Source organism: Aeromonas sp. (assembly GCF_051657805.1).
In the GTDB taxonomy this organism is placed as follows: Bacteria; Pseudomonadota; Gammaproteobacteria; order Enterobacterales; family Aeromonadaceae; genus Aeromonas.
Map to the genome: position 1 here is coordinate 114,005 of NZ_JBOFLJ010000047.1, position 22,152 is coordinate 136,156.

The window sequence follows — 22,152 nt, forward strand, 5'->3', positions numbered from 1 at the left end:
GTCGTGTGTAAGCCCCATAGTGAAAGTGGCCTGAAGGAGGAGCACACCCTGTGATAAGATGTCGCCCCTTATTTTGGGTCTGCGAGATTGCACCGTGCACGACAACACCTACCTCCCCGATCACTTCCTGAGCCATATCGCCGCCATCATGCCGGCTCACCTCTCCATGGACGAGTTCGTGGCGAGCTGCCGGCGCCCGCTGCGTCGCAGCATCCGGGTCAATACCCTGAAGATCGGCGTTCAGGACTTTGCCACCAAGATGCGGGGGCTGGGTTGGCAGCTGGATCCCGTGCCCTGGTGCGATACCGGTTTCTGGCTCAGCCGGGAGGATGAGAGCGTGCCCCTTGGCAATACCGCCGAGCATCTGAGCGGCCTCTTCTACATCCAGGAGGCGAGCTCCATGCTGCCGGTGACGGCGCTCTTTGCCAGCGACCAGGTCAAGCGGGACGGCATGCTGCTGGACGCGGCGGCTGCGCCGGGCTCCAAGACCACCCAGATAGCGGCACTGATGGATAACCAGGGGATGCTGGTTGCGAACGAATACTCCAGCAGCCGGCTCAAGGTGCTGAGCGCCAATATCCAGCGCTGCGGTGTGACCAACGTCGGCATGACCCACTTCGATGCCAAGGTGTTCGGCCAGTGGTTGCCGGAGACCTTCGACGCCATTCTGCTGGACGCCCCCTGCTCGGGGGAAGGGACGGTGCGCAAGGACGAAGATGCCCTGCGCAACTGGAGCCTGGAGAGCATCGATGAGATCGCGGCCGTGCAGGCAGGCTTGTTGGAGAGCGCCTTCCATGCCCTCAAACCCGGTGGCGTGCTGGTCTACTCCACCTGTACCCTAAGCTCGCAGGAGAACCAGGCCATCTGCCAGTCCCTGCTGGACAAGTTCGGCGATGCCCTGAGCTTTGACTCCCTGGCGGATCTCTTCCCGGGCGCCGAGCAGGCCTGCACGCAAGAGGGCTATCTGCATGTCTGGCCCCAGATCTTCGACAGCGAAGGCTTCTTCGTCGCTCGCCTGCGCAAGCACCACTCCGTGGCCAACACCATGTTCAAACCGGGCAAGCTAGGCAAGTTCCCCTATCTGCCGCTGCCGGCCAAAGAGAGCGAACCCATGGTGCGAGAGATCGAAGGGAACTTCGGGGTGGCGCCCCGCGGTGTGCTCTATGGCCGCAACGACGAGATCTGGCTCTTTCCCGAGCTGTTCGAACGGGTGCAGGGCAAGCTGCGCTTCGATCGTATCGGCATCAAGCTGGCGGAGACCTTCAAGAAGGGGTATCGGCTGACCCACGAGTGGGCGCTGGCCTATGGCGGTGCGGCGACCCGGGGCGTGGTCGAACTGGATGCCGCCAACGCGCGGGAGTACATGATGGGACGGGACGTCTGGCCGGAGCAGGAAGCAGGCTCCGGCGAGGTGATCGTCCGCTATCAGGGGCAGCCGCTCGGCATGGGGAAATGGGTCGGCCGTCGGGTCAAGAATGCCCTCCCCCGTGAGCTGGTGCGTGACAACAACCTGTTCAACGTCTGAGGCGACGACGCAAGAGAGGAGCCGCTCAACGGGGCAGACGTAGAGTAGAGGGGAGGCTCTAAACCTGAACGAGTCTTAAAAACCTCCACTCTGGTTGAACTTTTACTCAGATCTTGAAATGCCCCCGGCCTTGTCTACGCTTAAGGCTATCTGTACACCAGTTAGCGCACGGCTCTGCAAGGAGCCAATTCCCCTATGCCAGGTACAAGGAATTCGTACCTGGCTTTTTTTATCCCTGCGATTTGATCGGTCTGCTCAGTCGATGGTATCGGCTTGCGATGGCTCTTCACGATTTTCGTCATGACGTGCTTCAACATACTGGGGTACCAGCTCATGTTGATAGAGCAGGTCGATCGCCTGCTCGATGAGGGATGCCTGACTGTCTTCCAGATGTAGGCCGAGTTCATGCAGCCGCTCGGCGTGGCGATTGCTTATCCAGCACTGCAACCGGCTGTGACTCTCCTGCTTGCGCTTCACGTGTTGGCGCTGGCGCTCGGCGTTGTCCTGAGGCTCTGAATGCATTTTTTCTGGCGTATTTTTCTGGCTCATATGACCTTGAAAGATCCTGTTTTCGGGAATGTTATCTCTCACTGGCATGCTGATCATTTTGAGAGACGCTTCCCCTGCCCTGTTTTCCTCCTATCTTGGGAGGAGGTTGTGGCAGTAAAGGGAGACGGCTAAATATATCATCAGATCAACAAGATGTAATTTAACATAAATAAATGAGTGACGCGGTTTTATTAAAGCAGACCATCGAGTGCGTGATCGGAGAACTTGTTGGCATCGTCGAAGTACTCCTGCAGGGTGCGCATGTCCTTGTGCCGGGTCACCTCGATGATCTTGTTCATGGGTTTGCCGGCGGTGACCGCCGAAGTGATAAATCCGCGCCGCAGGCTGTGGCCACTGACATAGAGATCGTCGATGACCTGGCCGGTGCGCCGCTTGATCATCAGGTTGATGCCCTGCGGACCCAGGGCGTCCGGCATCAGCTGCCCCCAGCGGTTCATGCGTCGAAACAGCGGCCCCTCGTCGATCCGGCTCTTCTTGAGCCAGTGTTGCAGCGCCGCCACCGGGCAATAATGTTTGCCTGGAATGAGGGCAATCTCGGTCTCGTGTAGCTGATGCTTGCTCGGTTTGAGGCGAAGGCGGATCCCCTGCCCCACGAAGTCGAGATCACTGACCTCGATGCGGGCTGCCTCCGAGCGACGCAGGGCGCCGCTGAACATCAGCAGCAGCAGGGTGTGATCCCGCAAGCCTGCGAGGTTGCTGGTGTCTATCTCATCCAGCACCCGGGACAGGGGTTGCAGGGTCAGGGCCCCGGTCTTGCGCTTGCGATTGTCGCCGAGGCGCACTATGCCGCGCATCATCTCCTTGATCTCCGCGTGCTCCGTCGGCATGGGGTGAATGCCTTTCTGCTTGAAGGCATAGCGAATGCCGGCGAGGCGCCGTACCAGGGTTGCGGGTTTGCGCGGTTCGCCGTTGCGAAGCTCCCCCTTCCCCGCCTCCTTATCCAGCCATACCCAATCGGCGAGAATGCCGTCCGCCTGATCCGCCAGGAAGTTCATGATGTCGTGATGGGTGCTTTGCAGCGGATCCAGCCGCTGCAGCTGACACCAGTAGACGAAGATGCGGGTATCCGCCTCATAGGCATTGAGGGTCGAGTCCGATTTGGCACTGCGCAGGAAGCGGCGGGCCCGGCTATTGAGCCCGGGATCGAATACGCTCTGCAATGACTGGGAAACGGAGGCCGAGACGGTTGGAAAGGTCACTTAAGTATATGATCCACATCGGAGTTTAGGAGGATCTTACAGGATCTTTCAGACTCATCAAGTATCGATAATGAATATTATCGATATCTATAGATAGTCAGTTTTAACCCCTTCAGCATCAGTGCTCACCTCCACCCTCCGAGTGCCATTTCACCAGTCCCCAGAAACTCTGCCTCTTCTATTCTTCCATCTGTGAGAGATAACGATGGTCGACATTCGTTTTTATCAGGTGGATTGTGCTCTCGATTGAAAATAAAAAGGCCCCGTTGATGGGGCCTTGTCGGTCATTTTTTTGCCAGCCTGAACAACTCGAAGAAGTTGTGGCTGGTGGCCTCGGCCAACTCCGCCAGCGGGATCTCGCGAAGGTCCGCGATAAACTGGGCGACGTCGCGCACGAAGGCGGGTTCGTTCTCCCTCCCCCGGTGGGGAATGGGGGCCAGATAGGGCGAGTCGGTTTCGACCAGCAGCCGCGCGAGGGGCAAGGCCTTGACCACGGACTGCAAGGCGACGGCATTCTTGAAGGTAACTATGCCTGAGATGGAGATGTAGAAACCCATCGCCATGGCGGCTTCCGCCATCTCGAGGGATTCGGTGAAGCAGTGCAACACGCCGCCCACCTGCTCGGCCCCCTCTTCACGCATGATCCGCAATGTATCTTCCTGGGCATCCCGGGTATGAATAATAAGCGGCTTGTCCAGCGCCCGCGCCACCCGGATGTGCTCGCGGAAGGAGGCCTGTTGGACCTCCTTGTTCTCCGGGGAATAGAAATAATCCAGCCCAGTCTCGCCGATGGCGACGACGCGGGGGTCTGCAGCCTGAGTCAGCAGCAGCGCCGCATCGACCCCGGGATCCTGGTTGAGGGGGTGAACCCCGCAGGAGGCAAACACCTGGGGATAGGGGGCTATCGCCGCCAGCATGGTCGGGAACTGGGCCTGGGTCACACTCACGCAGAGGAAATATCCCACCTCCAGGGCCGCGGCTTTCGCCAGCACATCGGCCATGTCGGTCTGCTTGCTGCCGTAGCTCAGGCGATCGAGGTGACAATGGGAATCAACGAGTAACATAGCTAACCTTGTGTGCTTGAACGCCGATCATAACCAGCGATTGAGCCAGTTCATCAGATGGATCGTGGGGTTGGAGAGCTGACCAGGCTGACAGGCAGCCTTGAGCCCGACGAGTTGTTGCTCCGCCTCCAGTAGTTTTTCACTGGAGTGGCGCTCGGCCAACTGCTGGCTGAGGGCCGCGAGATCCGGCATGGCCAACTGGTGATGGCCACAACCGGCCTGGGTCTTGAGCGCATCGCACAGAAACAGCTGCAACCAGTGCAGGCGAACCTGACTCTCCTCCGCCAGCTGGGCACAGACGCTGGCCGTACGGGTCGGGGTCTGCGACAGGGAGACGAAACTCTCCAACAGGGTCCGGCGAGCCTCATCTTGCTGGGTTTCCATATAGTTCAACACCCGCAGCGGCGCCCCCTGGCAGATCCGCACCTGAGCCTGGGTCGCCTGATGCCCTTGCGCTGCGAGCCAGTTTAGCGTCTCCCCTTCCGCCGGCAACTGGCAGACGTGTTTATGACAGCGACTCAAGATGGTCGGCAGCAGGCGGGAGACCTTGGAGGCGATGAGCAGCAGCAGGCTGTCGCCGGCCGGCTCTTCCAGGGTCTTCAGCAGGGCGTTGGCGGCAGACTCCGTCATCCGCTCCGCATCCGGGATGATCACCACCTTGCCACGACCGAGTTGGGAGGTACTCTGCAGGCGGGTGCAGATCTCGCGAATGGCCTCGACGCCTATGGTCTTGCTCTCTGTGCCTATGGTGCCGAGATCCGGGTGATGACCCTTCTCCAGCAACTGGCAGGAGTGGCAACGGCCACAGGGCTCGCCCACCTCGGGTTGCTGGCAAAGATGCAACCTGGCCAAGCGCTCGGCCAGTTGCTCCTTGCCAAGACCGGGATCCCCGAGCAGCAGCCAGGCGTGACCCAGACGACCACGCTGGGCACTTTGACTCAAGGCCTGCCAATCCGGGATCAGCCAGGGATACATAGGCCCTCGCTCGTGAAATACGCCTCGAGGGCAGCCTCAATGGCGGCCTTGACCTCGGCCGGCGTCTGGCCTGCGTCGATCACCTTGATGGAATCATCCTGCGCCGCCAGCTCCAGGTAACGAAGACGGGTGCGCTCGAAGAAGCCGATCTTTTCCAGCTCGATGCGATCCAGCTCGCCGCGATGACGCGCCCGCTGCAGACCGAGGGCGGGATCGATGTCCAGATAGAGGGTCAGGTCCGGCTTGAAGTCGCCGAGCACCGCCTGCTTGATGGCGCCGATGAGTTTGGCATCTATGCCACGGCCGCCCCCCTGATAGGCCTGGGAGGAGAGATCATGCCTGTCCCCCACCACCCAGACGCCGTCCGCCAGGGCGGGTTTGATCCGGGTCTCCACCAGTTGCACCCGGGAGGCGTACATCAGCAGCAGTTCAGCTTCGATGGTGAGGCGCTCGTCGTGCACCTCCTTGACGATGGCGCGCATCCGCTCGGCGAGCGGTGTGCCCCCCGGTTCACGGGTGCACTCGATCCGCCCAACCCCGTGAGCCTGCAGGTAGTCGGTGACATAACGTACGGCGGAGCTCTTCCCTGCCCCTTCGAGTCCTTCAATCACGATAAATTTTGACATTAGGGTTTCTTCAATATGTATTCGCGCACCGCCCGATTGTGTTCATCGAGGGTCTTGGAGAATTGATGGGCCCCGCCCCCCTTGGCGACGAAGTAGAGATAGTCGGTCGACAGGGGATTGAGGGCCGCCTCGATGGAGGCCTTGCCCGGCATGGCGATGGGAGTCGGCGGCAGCCCGTCGATCACATAGGTGTTGTAGGGGTTGATATCGGTCAGATCGCTGCGGCGGATGTTGCCATCGTACCTGTCCTTGACCCCGTAGATGACGGTGGGATCGGTCTGCAGCTTCATGCCAAGGCGCAGGCGGTTGACGAAGACGGAGGCGATCTGCGCCCGCTCGTCCGGCTGGCCGGTCTCTTTCTCGATGATGGAGGCCATGATCAGCGCCTCATAGGGACTCTTGTAGGGCAGATTAGCCTGACGCTTGTCCCAGCTCTGCTGCAGGAAGGCCTGCATGTCCTGATAGGCGCGGCGCAAGATGGAGATATCGCTGGCGTGAGTGGTATAAGCATAAGTCTCTGGCAAGAACCAGCCTTCCAGCTTGCCATTCTCTATGCCCAGCTCCTGGGCTATCTCCGTCTCGTCCTGCTCCACCGTCAGCCGCTCCAGATAGGGGGCGCTGGCGAGCTGCTTTTGCCAATCCTCGAAGCGGGACCCTTCCACGAAGGTGAGGCTGAAGTGGAACTCCTTGCCGGAGGCGAACAGGGAGAGGGTTTCCTTGAGGGGCGCCCCCTCCTTGATCTCATAGGTGCCGGACTTGATGGCCACCAGTTCGGGATGGCCGCGCAGCCACAGACGCACCGCCCAGGGAGCGGGTTCCCCCTCCCCGAGCTCGGTGATGAGACGCGCCGCGTGGGCGCCCTTCTCGACGGTGAAGAGGCGGGTCGGCCCCTTGTTGGTGAGGGTCTCCACCTCTTGCCATTTGTAATACACATAACCCCCGGCGACGGCGACCGTCAGGGCCGCCCCCGCGAGCAGGGTGTAAAGCCGATTAAACTTCAATGACCAAACGCTCCTGTAAACGGCGGATCAATACCGGGTTGGGATAGTCTTGATCGCCGATGCGATTGAGCGGCACTATGCCCATCAGGGTATTGGTCAACCATACTTCTTCAGCCTGCCACAGTGACTCCAGCGGAGCCTCCACGACACGCAGTTCAATGCCCATCTGTTTAAGCATTCCCATCACACGTCGCCGCATGATGCCGTCCACGCCCCCATGGGAGAGATCCGGGGTAAACACCGTCTTGCCGCGACGCCAAAACAGATTCGCGCTGACACCTTCTACCAGAAATCCGCGGCTGTTCAATACTATACCTTCGACCCCACCGCGCGCGGCAAGTTCGCTCTTGAGCAAAACTTGCTCGAGGCGGCCGAGAGTCTTGAGCCCCGCCAGCATGGGGGCATCCCCGAGCCGCTGCTGGCAGATCAGCGCCTCTATGCCGGCCCGCTGCCAGCCCGGGTAGTGGGCCGGGTAGTCGGCCAGCGAAACGATACGGGTGGGTGAGTCGCAGTTCGCCCCGTCATAGCCGCGGCCGCCGCGGCCACGGGTCAGCACGACTTTCACGACAGCCTGCGTCTGACCCGCCGCCAGACTCGCCACCTCGGCGGCAAGCCGATCCCAGGGGATCGCGGCAAAGCCGAGCCGACTGCTGGCCTGCTGCAGACGAGCCAGGTGATCCGGCCACCAGACGACCACCCCTCCCTGCACCAACATGGTGGTGAAGTGGCCATCTGCATATGCCAGACCCCGATCCCTGGCAGACAGGGCTTCTGTTGACACTCCATTGATCAGCATGCGGGTCCCTTTGATAAAAAAGGCCCGATACTGGCGTATCGGGCCCGACACTTCGCTTAGCAATCTGCCCAGCGAGAATTATACGCGTTTGAAGATCAGGGAGCCATTGGTGCCGCCGAAACCAAACGAATTGGAGAGGGCATATTCAAACTGACCGGCCTTGGCCACGTGGGGCACCAGATCCAGATCGCACTCCTCGTCCGGGTTGTCCAGGTTGATGGTAGGGGCCACCTTCTGATCCCGCAGAGACAATACCGTGATGATAGCCTCGATGGCGCCGGCGGCACCCAGCAGGTGACCGGTCATCGACTTGGTGGAGCTGATCATCAGGGCGTTGGCGTGCTCGCCAAACACCGTCTTCATGCCGCGCAGCTCGGCCACATCCCCGAGGGGTGTAGAGGTGCCGTGGGCATTGATGTAACCGATCTGCTCGGGGGTTATGCCCGCATCCTTGATGGCGTTCTTCATGGCACGTGCGCCACCGTCGCCGTCCGAGGGAGGCGCCGTCATGTGGTAGGCGTCGCCGCTCATGCCAAAACCGACCAGTTCGGCGTAGATCTTGGCGCCGCGGGCCTTGGCGTGTTCGTACTCTTCGAGCACCAACACACCGGCGCCATCACCCAGCACGAAGCCATCGCGATCCTTGTCCCAGGGACGGCTCGCCTTCTGGGGCTCGTCGTTGCGGGTGGAGAGCGCCTTGGCCGCCGCGAAGCCGCCCATCCCCATGGGAGTGGAGGCCTTCTCGGTACCGCCGGCCACCATGACGTCCGCATCGCCGTAGGCGATCATGCGACCGGCCATGCCGATGGCATGGGTGCCCGTGGTGCAGGCGGTGGTCACGGCGATGTTCGGGCCTTGCAGCCCCTTCATGATGGAGAGATGACCGGACACCATATTGATGATGGTGGACGGCACGAAGAAGGGGCTCAGCTTGCGCGGGCCGCCGTTGACGAGGCTGCTGTGGTTCTGCTCGATGAGACCCAGGCCGCCGATGCCGGAACCGATGGCGACGCCCACCCGCTCGGCGTTCTCTTCGTTGATGACCAGACCGGAATCATCCAGCGCCTGCACACCCGCCGCCACGCCGTACTGGATGAAGAGATCCATCTTGCGGGCTTCTTTGCGGTTGATGCCGTATTGTTCGGGATCGAACTCTTTGACCAGGCCGGCGAAACGGGTCGCAAATTCACTGGTATCAAAGTGGTCGATGAGGGAAATGCCGCTCTGCCCGTTGAGCAGGGCTTGCCAGCTGGATTCGGCAGTGTTGCCCACCGGGGAAAGCATCCCCAAGCCGGTCACCACGACTCTGCGTTTTGACACTGAGGTAGTCTCCGAGAGGTGTTTTATGAGGGAACAAACATAAAAGAAGCGGCCCTTGGGCCGCTTCTTTCAGAACAGGATCTTATTCCTGATTAGCGGTGATGTAGTCGATAGCCGCTTGAACAGTGGTGATCTTCTCGGCTTCTTCATCAGGAATTTCGGTATCGAATTCTTCTTCCAGCGCCATTACCAGTTCAACGGTATCCAAAGAGTCAGCGCCCAGGTCGTCGACGAAGGAGGCAGCGTTCTTAACGTCTTCCTCTTTAACACCCAGTTGTTCGATGATGATTTTCTTTACGCGTTCTTCGATGTTGCTCATGACCTGAATTTTCCTTTAAAAATACGCTATTGCGTCTGGTTGGGGTAGTGTATTCAATTGACTGGAGTTTGCAAGTAGCTTGCCGCTGGTCAAACCACGAAATGTGCCAAACTTCGGCGTACTATCGCAAATTTGAACAGATCTCACGACAAATTGATTACACCATGTACATCCCGCCATTAACATGCAGGGTTTCGCCGGTGATATAAGCAGCGTCATCAGACGCCAAGAATACCACAGCGGCGGCAATTTCTTTCGGATCGCCCAAACGGGCGGCAGGCACCTGGTTCATGATGCCGGCGCGCTGCTCGTCGTTGAGCGCCTTGGTCATGTCGGTCTCGATGAAACCGGGGGCCACCGCGTTGACCGTGATGCCACGGGACGCCACTTCACGGGCCAGGGACTTGGTGAAGCCCACCAGACCGGCCTTGGCGGCCGCGTAGTTCACCTGACCCGCATTGCCCATGGTGCCGACCACGGAGCCGATGCTGATGATGCGGCCATGGCGCTTCTTCATCATGGCACGCAGCACCGGCTTGCTCAGGCGGTACAGGGAGGTGAGATTGGTGTCGATGATCTCGTTCCACTCGTCGTCTTTCATGCGCATCAACAGGTTGTCGCGGGTGATCCCGGCGTTGTTGATGAGGATGTCGATGTCGCCGAAACGCGCCTTGATGTCGGCAAAGACGGTTTCGATGGATTCCTGGCTGGTCACGTTCAACGCCATGCCACAACCCTGCTCGCCAAGATAGGCGCTGATGGCGGCGGCGCCGCTCTCGCTGGTGGCGGTGCCCACTACCTTGGCGCCACGGGCCGCGAAGGTTTCGGCAATCGCACGGCCGATGCCACGACTGGCACCGGTCACCAGAACCACCTTATCGGTAAAACTCATCTTCTGCTCCTGTTTACTTGGCTTGGGCCAGCGCCTGCTCGAAAGAGGCGGCATCGTTGGCGTGAATGCCTTCCACGCGCGGATCGATACGCTTGGCGAGCCCAGTCAGTACCTTGCCCGGTCCCATCTCGACTTCGAGAGTGACGCCGTCGTTTGCCATCCGCTCAACGGTCTCGGTCCAACGGACCGGGCTGAACAGCTGGCGCACCAGGGCTTGCTTGATGGCGGCCGGATCCTGCTCACAGGATACGTCCACATTATTGATGACTGCGATGACAGGAACCTTGATCTCGATCCCATCCAGCGCGGCGGCCAGTTTTTCGGCGGCCGGCTTCATCAGGGCGCAGTGAGACGGCACCGAGACCGGCAGCGGCAGCGCACGCTTGGCCCCGGACTCCTTCATCAGCACGTTGGCGCGCTCCACCGCTTCCTTGTGACCGGCGATGACCACCTGGCCCGGGGAGTTGAAGTTGACCGGGGAGACCACCTGACCCTGGGCGGCCTTCTCGCAGTTGGCGGCGATGGAATCGTTATCCAGGCCTATGATGGCGGCCATGGCACCCGTGCCTTCCGGTACGGCTTCCTGCATGGCGAGGCCACGCAGCTCGACCAGCTTGACCGCATCGGCAAAGCCCAGGGCGCCGCTGCACACCAGAGCGGAATATTCGCCCAGGCTGTGGCCGGCCATGACGGTCGGGGTCGCCCCACCCTGCTGCTGCCACAGGCGCCAGAGGGCAACGGAGGCGGTCAGCAGCGCAGGCTGGGTACGCCAGGTCTTGTTCAGATCCTCGGCGGGGCCATTCATGACCAGGGCCAGCAGATCGTAACCCAGCACCTGGCTCGCCTCGGCGAAGGTCTCTTTAATCACGGCGTGTTGCTCGGCCAGCTCGGCCAGCATGCCGACGCTCTGGGAGCCCTGTCCCGGGAAGGCAATGGCAAATCGGGTCATCATTGATTCCTTTAAGGTAAGACGAAATCGGAAAGCGAGCGCCCGAGACACATGGCAAGGGCGCGGCTTGCTATCAGAAGCGCACCAGCGCCGAACCCCAGGCGAAACCACCGCCGAAGGCTTCCAGCAACACTAGCTGGCCTGGCTTGATCCGGCCATCCCGTACCCCTTCATCGAAGGCAATGGGCACGGAGGCGGCAGAGGTATTGCCGTGCTTGTCGAGGGTCAGCACGACCTTGTCCAGCCCCATGCCGAGTTTCTTGGCGGTGGCACTGATGATGCGGAAGTTCGCCTGGTGCGGTACCAGCCAGTCGAGCTCGCTCGGTTCGATGCCGTTGGCGGCCAGGGTCTCGGTCACGATCTCGCTCAGGCGCGTCACCGCGACCTTGAACACATCGTTGCCCTTCATATACATGTAGGCTTCGAGCTCGGCCCCCGGCATACCGCGGTGGGGCTGCGGCAATTTCAGCAAGTCGCCGTAGCGGCCATCGGCGTGCAGATGGGTGGAGATGATGCCCGGCGTCTCGCTCGCCCCGATCACCACGGCCCCAGCCCCGTCACCGAAGATGATGATGGTGCCGCGATCCTTGGGATCGCACATGCGTGACAACACGTCCGCACCGACCACCAGGACGTTGCGGGCGGCGCCGGACTTGACGAACTGATCGGCCACGGCGAGGGCATAGGTGAAACCGGCGCAGGCGGCGGCCACGTCGAAGGCCGGGATCCCCGGCACCCCCAGCAGCCCCTGCAGTTCGCAGGCGGCGGCCGGGAAGGCGTTTTCGGCACTGGTGGTGGCCAGCACTATCATGTCCAGATCGGCGGCGGTCAGACCGGCCGCGTCCAGTGCCCGCAAGGCAGCCTGATGAGACAGGGTGGCGACAGTCTCGTCGGCCCCGGCGATGCGGCGCTCACGGATCCCGGTACGTTCCACGATCCATTCGTCACTGGTTTCCACCATCTGTTCAAGATCGGCATTGGTACGCACCGAACTCGGCAAGTAACTGCCAGTACCCAGAATTTTGCTATGCATAGAGTTTTATAAATCCCTGTCGGAAAAGACAGATTCAAGGCGATCTGCAATTTGCAATGGAAGCTGATGCTTGGCCTCTTGTGCGGCCAGCAGGATCGCATGACACAGAGCGCGCCGTTCGGCCCGCCCATGGCTTTTTACCACAATGCCGCGCAATCCTAACAGACTCGCGCCATTATACTGGTCGGGGTTCAGGTAAGAAAAACGCCGTTTGAACATAAATCCGGCGAGTCGGCCAAGAAAACTGCGTTTTTTGCGGGGATATCCGGCCAGTTCGGCCATCATACGCACCACCCCTTCGGCGGTCTTGAGCGCCACGTTGCCCACAAAACCGTCGCAGACGATCACATCACTGTCACCGCTGAAGATCCTGTCCCCCTCGATGAAGCCGACGAAGTTGAGGGCGGGACACTGACGCAGCAGCTCGGCGCTGTGGCGCACTAGGTCGTTGCCCTTGATCTCCTCCTCCCCCACGTTGAGCAGCGCCACCCGGGGGGATGGGATCCCCTCCACCCGCTCGGCGACCACGGATCCCATCACCGCAAACTGCAGCAAAGTATCGGCATCGCAGCTCACGTTAGCGCCGAGATCCAGCATCACGGTGCGCTTGCCCCCCAGGGTGGGCAGCGCCTTGATGAGGGCGGGTCGGTCGACACCGGGCAGGGATTTGAGCACGCACTTGGCCATGGCCATCAGGGCGCCGGTGTTGCCGGCGCTGACGCAGGCATCGGCCTCACCGGCCTTGACCAGATCCAGCACGACCCGCATGGAGGAGTCTTTCAGGGTGCGCAGTGCGACTATGGGTTTCTCGCCCATGCCGACCACCTGGGAGGCATGCACGAAACGAACGCGGGGGTGATCCAGCAAACCATGTTGCTGCAAGAGCGGGGTGATCTGGTGTTTGTCACCGACCAGGATGAGATTGAGCTGAGGCAGAAGAGACAGTGCCTGCACGGCGGCAGGCACTGTTTCCGAGGGGCCAACATCTCCCCCCATTATGTCTAGCGCGACAGTTTGCGTAGACAAAGGCAATCCTTAAGCGATTACCTTTTTACCGCGGTAGAAACCATCGGCAGTCACGTGGTGACGACGATGAATTTCGCCACTGGTCTGATCAACAGTCAGTGCAGCGGTGGTCAGGGCATCGTGGGAACGACGCATGCCACGCTTGGCGCGGGTTTTACGGTTCTGTTGTACGGCCATGGTAGGCTAACTCCTAAAATTCACTTACGTTTGAGCTCTTCAAGAACTGCAAAGGGATTCGGCCGCTCATCAGCAGGTTCGATTTCACCCCAGGTCATCTCCATGTTTCCTCGCGGGCAGACATCCAGAGGATGCATGGCCACTTGAGGCAACGAGAGGATGAGTTCATCCTCCAGGATTTGATGAAGATCTATCTCGCCGTTTTCGTCCAACTCAATGGGCTCATAAGCTTCCGGCAGTTCTTCCTCGTTTGTTCTCTCGAACAGCGGAGTGTAGATAAAATCAGCTTCACAAAGGTGTTCGAACGTCTCTCCGCAACGCTGGCAAACCAGGTCGACCTTGGCATGGGCAGTGCCTTTCATAACGGTCAACTTCTGGATGTCTTTACCAAAGTGCAGGGTGACATCAACATCACTTCGCAAGCCTTCGGTTGATTCTTCCAATCTGGGCATCTGCGACTTTTCCACTATCCCGACATAGTCGAGTAGCTTCAAGGCATTACGGACTGGATCAACCTTAACGGGCAACTTCACCTTTTGCATAGGGCGCGAATATTATAGGTCCAACAAGGGATAGTCAAAGGAAAAAGTCCTTACCGCCGATGATTTTAACCGCAAAAGCCCCTTTATGGCAGGACCTCGGGATCATCGGTGGCTGATTATGCCATAAACAGCCGGATCCCACACTGGATCCTGCACGGCATGGGCACCACAGAGGCCGATATGCCACAAGAATCCCCCTTCCCCGCACTGTTCCTCCCCGCCTGAATCGACCAAATTTGACGCTGTGCTCGAAAACTCCCCCCTGGGGCCCGATTTTCTGTCTTAGGATAATCAGGGAGATGACGCGGGATTTGTCTGGAGGTTGTCGATGAAACGTGCAGTTCCCTGGTGGTTTATGCTGATTTTTCTCCTCGCAGCCCTACAACCTGTGACGGGTCTCTGCGAAGAGAAGAGCAGCGGCCATGTCTACCTGGATGACGAGATCCCCGTCTTCATTCCCTGCGGATCGGACAACGCCTTCCTGCTGATGGGCCCGGAGAAGATGTTGCATTCCTTGCAAGGTCAGTGGCGCATGCTCAATGGGCGGCAACCTGCCTCCTCTCGCCCCCTTTATGTGGACCTGACCGGGCATTTCGAAGAGAACCCCGATGCCGAGGGACGCTCGGCGGATTTCGATGGCCTCTATCGCATCGCGTCGGTGCTGCTCAGTCAAGCCGAGAGCCCGGCCACATGTCCGGTATTGGTGGTTGAGGACTAGTCGAGGGCTAAAGGCAGGCTGCATCATCCCTCCCCCTGATCAGGGTCTGGCCATACACTTCTCCTTGCCCGTCAGCAGGGAGGCCTGGCGCCGAGGGGCCGCCTCCATCAGGCGACGAATGGCCTGGAAGCTCTCGAGGGCCGCCTTGATGGCGATGGGATTGACTATCCAGCCAGGCAAGTTGTTGCCCGGGTTGGTGTAGGTCTCGAGCCGAATGAGGGTGGAGCCATCCGGCTGGGGCAGGGCTTCCCAGCGGCCGCTGCTGGCCCGGATCCGCACCAGACCGGGGCGCTCGCGCAGGGCATCGGGCTCGGCCCAGACCTTGAGCTCCAGGCCACAATCCGCCCGCCTCGAGACATGGGAGCGGGTGATAAGCTCCCTGTCCTGCACCGGCCAGGGGGACTCCAGCCGGGTGTAGACCAGTTCATCATCGGCGCCGGATCTTGCCAGCACCCGTACCTCGCGGCTCTTGGGGAGCCATTCGCGGTGCCTGGCGGTATCACGCAGCACGGTCAACAGGGCCTCGGGCGCGGCCATCACACGCATCTCCAAGCGCAATGCCAGATAGGGCCCCGGCGGGCGAGGCTGGGTCCAGAGGCTGACATTCCCCTCCCCCTGCCCGGGCTGCCATCCCTGCCCCCAGCTTGTAAATGTCATCAAGACCGCCATCAGGGCACCGTATTTGATCATCCCATCTCTCCCAACCCGCTGCTTTATCCGTATGCCAGCCCGATGTGACGCCCACCCCATGCATGGCCGTTAACCCTGACGCCCCTGTGATGAGGGCGGTGCAATCATCCGCGCCGATGCCAGCTCCCCCGTTTGCACCGGGCCCGCTGGCCTTATAGAATCAACCGATTGATTTATCACTGGATATCACCACATTATGGCCGCCACTCTGATCCTTGCCTCCACCTCCCGTTATCGCAAGGCCCTGCTGGAAAAACTCGGTCTGCCGTTTCGGTGCGCGGCGCCCGAGGTCGATGAAACCCCGCAACCCCAGGAGTCAGCCCAGGCGCTGGTCGCTCGACTGGCCCGCGCCAAGGCGAGCGCCATTGCAGGCCTGCATGATCATGGGTTCATCATCGGCTCTGATCAGGTGTGCGTCTGTGACGGGCGGATCCTGGGCAAGCCGGGCACGATGGAGAACGCGGTGGCCCAGCTGATGGCCGCTCAGGGCAGGAGCGTCATCTTCTATACGGGCCTGTGCGTACTGGATGCGGCGAGCGGCCGGGTGGAGCAATGGGTGGAGCCTTTCACCGTGCATTTCAGGACCCTGGACGAGGCCGCTATCCGCCGCTATGTAGAGGCGGAGTTGCCCCTGGATTGCGCCGGCAGCTTCAAATGCGAAGGCATGGGCATAGTGCTGTTCAAGGGGTTGGAGGGGCGGGATCCCAACGCGCTGATCGGCCTCCCCCTCATCGCCCTGATCGAACTGCTGGATCGCCACGGGCTGGCCCTGCCATAGCCTGGGTGGCTGGCTTGGCTCGAAGCGCACCGATATAAAAAACGGGAGCCATAGTGGCTCCCGTTTTACGATCTCCGGCATTGATTCAGCCTAACAGCTGCCGCAACTCCGCCATGGTATCGACGATGGCGACGGGCCCGTGCTGCACCAGCCTGGCCCTGTCGTGCACGCCCCAGGTCACCCCGATGCGCGGCATGGCGAGGGCCTCTGCCATCCCCATGTCGTGGATGGAGTCCCCTATCATCACCGCCTGGTGAGACGCCAGCCCCAGCTCATCCAGGATCTGAGTCAGCATCAGGGGATCGGGCTTGGAGTTCGCCTCGTCTGCCCCACGGGTGGCGGCAAAGAGCGGGCGCAATCCCGTCTCGTCCAGCACCCTGTCCAGACCTCGCCTGGACTTGCCGGTGGCGACCGCCAGCTGGATCCCCCGCCCTCGCCAGTGATGAAGCAATTCACTCGCCCCCGCAAACAGCGGGCTCGGCGTGTCGTCGTGCAAATAGTGGTGGCGATAGCGGGCGATCAGGGCCTGGGCCCGCTCGCTCCCCTCCTCCAGGGCGAACAACCGAGGGTTCCCCACCGCCAGGCTGAGGCCGATGATCTGATGGGTCTGCAGCGCCGTCGGCACCACTTCCCCACAATCGCGGGCGGCCCCCTGCACGCAGGCGACGATCCGCCCCACCGAATCCATCAGGGTACCGTCCCAGTCGAAGATGGCGAGGCGGATAGCTTGCATCAGCGGGCCAGCTTGCCGAGGAAGGTTTCGAGCTCGGGGGCTAGCGGTGCCTCCACCTGCATCTCCCTGTCATCCACCGGGTGGGTAAAGCTCAGCTTCCAGGCGTGCAGGAAGAGGCGTTTCAGCCCCTGGTTGCGCATGCTCTCGTCAAACGCCGCCTCACCGTACTTGTCATCGCAGGCGATGGGGTGACCGGCATGTTGGGTATGGACCCGGATCTGGTGAGTACGGCCGGTGATCGGGCTGCACTCCACCAAGGTCGCCTCGGAAAACTGGCGGGCAATGCGGAAACGGGTTTCGGACGGCTTGCCGTCGGCACTGACCCGTACGACTCGCTCGCCGGATTGCAGATCGTTCTTGCGAAGCGGCGCATTGACCACCTTGACGTGGGGCTGCCACTGACCGCGCACCAGTGCCAGATATTGCTTGCGCATGGTCTTGACCCGCAGTTGCTCGTGCAGGCTGCGCAGGGCGCTGCGCTTCTTGGCGACCAGCAGCACGCCGGAGGTGTCGCGATCGAGGCGATGCACCAGTTCGAGGAAACGGGCCTCGGGGCGCAGGGCCCGCAGGCCTTCGATGACGCCGAAGCTGAGGCCGCTGCCGCCGTGTACCGCCATGCCGGAGGGCTTGTTCAGCACTATCATGGCCTCGTCTTCGAACAGGATCTGGCTCTCCAGACGCTGGATGCTGCCGAGGTTGGCCGAGGGCAGCTCGTTCTTCTCGGCGACGCGCACAGGGGGAACCCGCACCTCGTCACCGGCGCAGAGCTTGTATTCGGGTTTGATCCGCTTCTTGTTGACGCGCACTTCGCCCTTGCGAAGGATGCGATAGATCAGGCTCTTGGGGACGCCCTTTAGCTGAGTCTTGAGAAAATTGTCGATGCGCTGCCCTTCATGCTCAGCTTCGATGGTGAGCAGCTGCACTTGTTGATGTATCTGTGTCATGGCGCAGATTTTAACACTGCCGGTGGCCCTTGGCTCCATGCTTTGTTAAAAAATGGCGTCTTGCTATAAAAGTGGTTTAAATGGGATAATAAACAAGGTTTTGTCATTGTGTTCAAGCCTTGTACTAAGTGGCCAAAGTTTATGCCACCCAATCCCGAAACACCGTGTATACAAGAACATGACGGTTCCCGGGTGCGAGGTACAACGCATGGAGAATGCAAACAGAACCGGTTTAATTGTCTCCACATCGGTATCCGTTTATCCGCGTCTTCTCGAGAAGGCAGGATCAGAGTGCCCTTAGTTTGCGCCTCATGCATGCCCCAACCGGGAGGTTGCCCAAGCATGCTGAAGACCCGAGGCCGGCGCCGGCAGGACCCTGTGGAGGGATCAAAATGACACAATAATGAGAACTCAATGAAAAGAATGCTAATCAACGCGACTCAGGAAGAGGAGTTGCGCGTAGCGCTGGTTGACGGACAACAGCTCTACGATTTGGATATTGAAAGTCCGGGGCACGAGCAGAAGAAAGCGAACATCTACAAGGGCAAAATCACCCGCGTAGAACCCAGTCTCGAAGCTGCTTTTGTCGATTACGGCGCCGAGCGCCACGGTTTCCTGCCGTTAAAGGAAATCGCCCGCAATTATTTCCCCTCCGGTTATTCCTATCAGGGTCGTCCCAACATCAAAGAAGTGGTCCGCGAAGGCCAGGAAGTGATCGTCCAGATCGATAAGGAAGAGCGTGGCACCAAGGGTGCAGCCCTCACCACCTTTATCAGCCTGGCCGGCAGCTACCTGGTGCTGATGCCGAACAACCCCCGTGCCGGCGGCATCTCCCGTCGCATCGAGGGTGACGAGCGGACCGAGTTGAAGGAAGCCCTGAGCGGCCTGACCGTGCCGGACGGCATGGGCCTCATCGTGCGTACCGCCGGTGTGGGCAAGTCCCCGGAAGAGCTGGAATGGGATCTGAACGTTCTGCTCAACCACTGGGATTCCATCCACAAGGCCTCCCAAAACCGCTCCGCCCCCGTGCTGATCCACCAGGAAAGCAACGTGATCGTGCGGGCTATCCGTGACTACCTGCGTCGCGACGTCGGCGAGATCCTGATCGACAACCCTGTCATCTTCGAGCGCGCCAAGTCCCACATCGAGCTGGTCCGTCCCGATTTCCTCAATCGCGTGAAGCTGTACAAGGGTGACGTCGCCCTGTTCAACCACTTCCAGATCGAGAGCCAGATCGAGTCGGCCTTCCAGCGCGAAGTGCGCCTGCCCTCCGGCGGCAGCATCGTCATCGATCCGACCGAAGCGCTCACCTCCATCGATATCAACTCCTCCCGTGCCACCAAGGGCGGCGATATCGAAGAGACAGCGCTGCAGACCAACCTGGAAGCGGCCGACGAGATTGCCCGTCAATTGCGTCTGCGCGACCTGGGTGGCCTGATCGTCATCGACTTCATCGACATGACCCCGGTTCGCCATCAGCGCGAAGTAGAGAACCGTCTGCGTGAAGCCGTGCATCAGGACAGGGCTCGCATCCAGCTCGGCCGTATCTCCCGTTTCGGTCTGCTGGAGATGTCTCGCCAGCGCCTGCGCCCCTCCCTCAACGAGTCCAGCAGCCATATCTGCCCCCGTTGCCAGGGCCAAGGGGTGATCCGTGACAACGAATCACTGGCCCTGTCCATCCTGCGTCTCATCGAAGAAGAGGCCATGAAGGACAACACCGAGCAGGTTCATGCTCAGGTGCCGGTTGATGTGGCCGCCTATCTGCTCAACGAGAAGCGCAGCTCCATCGCCAGCCTGGAACAACGCAATGATGTGCGTGTGTACATCATTCCGAACCAGCATCTGGAGACCCCGCACTACGAAGTGACCCGCATCCGCCAGAACGAAATTCCGGAAGCGGCCAGCTACGAGCTGAAAACTGAGGTAGCCAAGCCGGTCTATCAACCGAAGCAGGCCCAGGTGATCGAGCGCGAGCAACCCTTGTTGCAAGGCTTTGTGCAGGCGCCGCAACCCGCTGCTCCGGCGGCAGCCACTGCCGCCCCGGCTCCCCAGGCCACTGCCGCCGCCGAGCCGGGTCTGTTTGGCAAGTTGTTCAAGGCCATCTCTGGCTTGTTCGGCTCCGACGCCGCCCCGAGCGAGGCGAAGGCTCCCGCCGAGAAGCCGGTAGCCCGTGAGGCGCGCAAGGAAGAGGGTCACCGTCACCAGCGTGACGAGACCCGCAGCCGTGGCCAGCGTGGCCGTCGCGACGACAACCGTGGCAACCGCACCGAAGCCGGTGAGAAGCGTGAAGGCGCCGCCAATCGCGAAAGCGGTGAGAACCGCAATCGTCGTCCGCGCAAAGAACGTGAGCCGCGCCAGGAACGTGAAGCCCGTGGGGAAACCCGCAGCGAACAGCGCATGGAACGTGAACCGCGCGAGGCTCGTGAGCCCCGTCAGGAACGCGAACCCCGCGCCCCGCGCCCTACTCGTGAGCCCCGTGCTCCCCGTGAGCCGCGCGCCGAGGTGGTGGAAGCCGTCGAGGCCGTTGAGGTGAATGTCGCAGCGACTCAAGCCGAGCCCCGTCAGGAGAAAGAGCAGAAAGTGGCCGAGCGCCGCGAGCGTCGCCAGCTGCGCAAGCAGGTTCGGGTCGATGTCGCTGCCGCAGACACCCCTGCCCTGCCCGTTGACGAGCAGATCTCTGACGTCGTGGAAGCCCAGGCCGTTGCCGGTGAGCAAGAGGAGCAGGCCGATGGCCAGCGCCGTTCTCGCCGTCCCCCCCGTGGTCAGCGTATCGAAGGTCAGCGTCGTAAGCGCATCAACGAAGAGGCCCGCGGCCAGCGCGATGATGAGCCCCAGGCCGAGGTCCAGCTGACTGCTGCCGCCCAGGCCGATGCCGCTCACGTGAAGGTGGAAGAGCCGGCCGTACCGGTCATCACCATCCCGAGCGCCGAAGCCGTGGCCGCCGCCCTGCAAGCCTCCTCCGCGCTGACCGAGCATGTGGTCGTCGAAGCCGTGGCAGAAGAGGCCGCCGAAGCCGCCGCCGCACCTGCCGTTGAGCAGGTGGCTGCTGTGATCGCGCCTGTGGTTGCTGAAGTCGTGGCCGAGGTCGCCCCTGTCGCTGCCGAGCCGGTTGTGGCGCCTGTTGCTGACGTGGCCGTTGCCGAGGAAGCAATCGTTGAGGCCCACGCCGAGGTAGTGGAAGCCGACCAGGCCCCTGCCGTGGTTGAGACAGCGGCCGCTGTCAGTGCCGAGGTCGCGCCAGTGGTTGAACCCCAGGTTGCCGTCGTCGAAGCCAAGGCCGTTGAGGTTGAAGTGGTCGCCGCCGAGCCGGTTATGGCCCCTGTGATCGCAGAGGTTGCGCCTGTCGCGACTGCTCCCGTGGCCAAGCCGGTCAACAAGGGCGGCGTATTGGCCCGTGCCCGCAAGGCCTCTGCCCCCATGGCAACCCCGGCCGCCGTGCCTGCCCAGCCAGCCCGCGAACCAGTTGTCCATGCACCGCTCGAGCGCAGTGAAGTGACCACCTCCGGTCGTCACGCCGGCAGTACTGCTGCCAGCAACGTGGCAACCAGCCCGGCCGGTCGCCCCTGAGCCAGCTTGCTAGTCTGATTAAAAGAGCCACACATGTGTGGCTCTTTTTTTACTCCCCTGATCTACTTCTGTCCCCTTCCCTCCAGCGACACCGGAATCGCTGGTCAGCCTCTTCCGCACTTCCTCTCCGCTCTTGTGCCTGAGTGGCGACCTATTGCCGCAATACATTGATGAGCATCCACGACAGTATGTTTATCAACCTTGGCGAATAAGAAGATCTCAATCTGACGCCAATGACCAACTTAAGCCATATCTTCTCATCGCCAGGGATGGATGACCAATATCCAGCCCCTATCAAGGCCAACGGCAACGCGTACCGACTCTCCTCTAATTTGCCTGCCAGCATCTGCCGGTTGAGTTAACCCCCTCACCTGCCAGCCCGTTGCGCCCATGCACAGCCACCCAGCTGTGATTGCCGGAGCACCTACTACAGAGCATATGAACGGAGGGTTCGGAGGTGGGCGGATGCCCTATCGGATCAGAGCCAGCCCCACCAAAGCATCCCCATGGCACAAGGCATCTTGGTCTGGTGACAGGGTTTGCTCGGGTTGGTGAGTCAAGGTGGGATCGGGGATGATTTTATGAATGACAATTCCAGTTTGATGGCATACAAGCCACTCTGGGATACGGCGTCGGTGGGACTGACAGAGCATTTTCTTTGGTAACTGATGGCAATAAAAAAGGGCCCGCAGGCCCTTTGATAAGATG

The 22,152-nt window shown here is 60.8% G+C and carries 22 protein-coding genes; 4 read left to right on the forward strand and 18 right to left on the reverse strand.

Annotation, left to right across the window (positions count from 1 at the left end; translation table 11 throughout):
• Positions 1-94: 94 nt before the first annotated feature.
• Complete coding sequence (gene rsmF, locus ACRCYW_RS15295; RefSeq protein ID WP_438550959.1) at positions 95-1,525, forward strand: 16S rRNA (cytosine(1407)-C(5))-methyltransferase RsmF; 1,431 nt, start codon at positions 95-97, stop codon at positions 1,523-1,525.
• 255 nt (positions 1,526-1,780) lie between these two features.
• Here the strand turns inward: rsmF and ACRCYW_RS15300 are convergent, their stop codons facing one another.
• The 15 genes from ACRCYW_RS15300 to yceD all read right to left on the reverse strand — a co-directional run bounded on the left by ACRCYW_RS15300 (position 1,781) and on the right by yceD (position 14,014).
• The gene (locus tag ACRCYW_RS15300) at positions 1,781-2,047 is read right to left on the reverse strand and encodes a RepB family protein (RefSeq protein ID WP_438550911.1); all 267 of its coding nucleotides are present in this window, start codon (positions 2,045-2,047) and stop codon (positions 1,781-1,783) included.
• Between the two features lie 218 nt (positions 2,048-2,265).
• The gene (locus ACRCYW_RS15305) at positions 2,266-3,207 is read right to left on the reverse strand and encodes a tyrosine-type recombinase/integrase (protein ID WP_438550960.1); all 942 of its coding nucleotides are present in this window, start codon (positions 3,205-3,207) and stop codon (positions 2,266-2,268) included.
• Between the two features lie 371 nt (positions 3,208-3,578).
• Complete coding sequence (locus tag ACRCYW_RS15310; protein WP_438550912.1) at positions 3,579-4,358, reverse strand: TatD family hydrolase; 780 nt, start codon at positions 4,356-4,358, stop codon at positions 3,579-3,581.
• A 27-nt stretch (positions 4,359-4,385) separates the two neighbouring features.
• The gene (gene holB, locus ACRCYW_RS15315) at positions 4,386-5,333 is read right to left on the reverse strand and encodes a DNA polymerase III subunit delta' (protein WP_438550913.1); all 948 of its coding nucleotides are present in this window, start codon (positions 5,331-5,333) and stop codon (positions 4,386-4,388) included.
• A complete protein-coding gene (gene tmk, locus ACRCYW_RS15320) occupies positions 5,318-5,959 on the reverse strand; it encodes a dTMP kinase (protein ID WP_438550914.1) in 642 nt (213 codons plus the stop codon). The genes holB and tmk overlap by 16 nt, the downstream gene beginning before the upstream one ends.
• Positions 5,959-6,960 (reverse strand): endolytic transglycosylase MltG, encoded by a 1,002-nt coding sequence (mltG, locus tag ACRCYW_RS15325; protein ID WP_438550915.1) that lies wholly within the window; start codon positions 6,958-6,960, stop codon positions 5,959-5,961. Before mltG ends, tmk begins: the two co-directional genes overlap by 1 nt.
• Positions 6,950-7,756, reverse strand: a complete 807-nt coding sequence (gene pabC / locus ACRCYW_RS15330) for an aminodeoxychorismate lyase (RefSeq protein WP_438550916.1) — start codon at positions 7,754-7,756, stop codon at positions 6,950-6,952. The genes mltG and pabC overlap by 11 nt, the downstream gene beginning before the upstream one ends.
• Before the next feature lie 78 nt (positions 7,757-7,834).
• Positions 7,835-9,076 carry a beta-ketoacyl-ACP synthase II gene (fabF, locus tag ACRCYW_RS15335; protein WP_438550917.1) on the reverse strand — a complete coding sequence of 414 codons (1,242 nt, stop codon included), beginning with the start codon at positions 9,074-9,076 and terminating at the stop codon, positions 7,835-7,837.
• A gap of 82 nt (positions 9,077-9,158) precedes the next feature.
• Positions 9,159-9,395, reverse strand: coding sequence for an acyl carrier protein (acpP, locus tag ACRCYW_RS15340; RefSeq protein ID WP_005300909.1), 237 nt, complete (start codon positions 9,393-9,395; stop codon positions 9,159-9,161).
• Between the two features lie 157 nt (positions 9,396-9,552).
• Positions 9,553-10,287: a 3-oxoacyl-ACP reductase FabG gene (gene fabG, locus ACRCYW_RS15345; RefSeq protein WP_438550918.1), complete on the reverse strand. Its 735-nt coding sequence runs from the start codon at positions 10,285-10,287 to the stop codon at positions 9,553-9,555.
• A 13-nt stretch (positions 10,288-10,300) separates the two neighbouring features.
• Positions 10,301-11,236 carry an ACP S-malonyltransferase gene (gene fabD / locus ACRCYW_RS15350; RefSeq protein ID WP_438550919.1) on the reverse strand — a complete coding sequence of 312 codons (936 nt, stop codon included), beginning with the start codon at positions 11,234-11,236 and terminating at the stop codon, positions 10,301-10,303.
• Between the two features lie 73 nt (positions 11,237-11,309).
• Positions 11,310-12,269, reverse strand: a complete 960-nt coding sequence (locus tag ACRCYW_RS15355) for a beta-ketoacyl-ACP synthase III (RefSeq protein ID WP_438550920.1) — start codon at positions 12,267-12,269, stop codon at positions 11,310-11,312.
• A 6-nt stretch (positions 12,270-12,275) separates the two neighbouring features.
• Positions 12,276-13,295, reverse strand: a complete 1,020-nt coding sequence (gene plsX / locus ACRCYW_RS15360; protein ID WP_438550921.1) for a phosphate acyltransferase PlsX — start codon at positions 13,293-13,295, stop codon at positions 12,276-12,278.
• A gap of 9 nt (positions 13,296-13,304) precedes the next feature.
• Positions 13,305-13,472 carry a 50S ribosomal protein L32 gene (rpmF, locus tag ACRCYW_RS15365; protein WP_005300935.1) on the reverse strand — a complete coding sequence of 56 codons (168 nt, stop codon included), beginning with the start codon at positions 13,470-13,472 and terminating at the stop codon, positions 13,305-13,307.
• Positions 13,473-13,492: 20 nt separating this feature from the next.
• Positions 13,493-14,014, reverse strand: coding sequence for a 23S rRNA accumulation protein YceD (gene yceD, locus ACRCYW_RS15370; protein ID WP_438550922.1), 522 nt, complete (start codon positions 14,012-14,014; stop codon positions 13,493-13,495).
• Positions 14,015-14,342: 328 nt separating this feature from the next.
• Here yceD and ACRCYW_RS15375 point away from each other — a divergent pair, with 328 nt between their 5' ends.
• Positions 14,343-14,732 carry a hypothetical protein gene (locus ACRCYW_RS15375; RefSeq protein ID WP_438550923.1) on the forward strand — a complete coding sequence of 130 codons (390 nt, stop codon included), beginning with the start codon at positions 14,343-14,345 and terminating at the stop codon, positions 14,730-14,732.
• 39 nt (positions 14,733-14,771) lie between these two features.
• Here the strand turns inward: ACRCYW_RS15375 and ACRCYW_RS15380 are convergent, their stop codons facing one another.
• Positions 14,772-15,389: an START domain-containing protein gene (locus ACRCYW_RS15380; protein ID WP_438550924.1), complete on the reverse strand. Its 618-nt coding sequence runs from the start codon at positions 15,387-15,389 to the stop codon at positions 14,772-14,774.
• A 229-nt stretch (positions 15,390-15,618) separates the two neighbouring features.
• On the opposite strand from ACRCYW_RS15380, the gene ACRCYW_RS15385 reads away from it, so the two are divergent.
• Positions 15,619-16,200, forward strand: a complete 582-nt coding sequence (locus ACRCYW_RS15385) for a Maf family protein (RefSeq protein WP_438550925.1) — start codon at positions 15,619-15,621, stop codon at positions 16,198-16,200.
• Positions 16,201-16,285: 85 nt separating this feature from the next.
• Here the strand turns inward: ACRCYW_RS15385 and ACRCYW_RS15390 are convergent, their stop codons facing one another.
• Both ACRCYW_RS15390 and rluC read right to left on the reverse strand, forming a co-directional pair.
• On the reverse strand, positions 16,286-16,933 hold the full coding sequence (locus ACRCYW_RS15390; protein WP_438550926.1) for an HAD family hydrolase: 648 nt from the start codon (positions 16,931-16,933) through the stop codon (positions 16,286-16,288).
• On the reverse strand, positions 16,933-17,877 hold the full coding sequence (gene rluC, locus ACRCYW_RS15395) for a 23S rRNA pseudouridine(955/2504/2580) synthase RluC (protein WP_438550927.1): 945 nt from the start codon (positions 17,875-17,877) through the stop codon (positions 16,933-16,935). The genes ACRCYW_RS15390 and rluC overlap by 1 nt, the downstream gene beginning before the upstream one ends.
• Positions 17,878-18,291: 414 nt before the next feature.
• Between rluC and rne the strand changes: the two genes are divergently transcribed.
• Entirely contained in the window at positions 18,292-21,444 is a 3,153-nt protein-coding gene (rne, locus tag ACRCYW_RS15400; protein WP_438550928.1) for a ribonuclease E, read from the forward strand.
• Positions 21,445-22,152 lie beyond the last annotated feature (708 nt).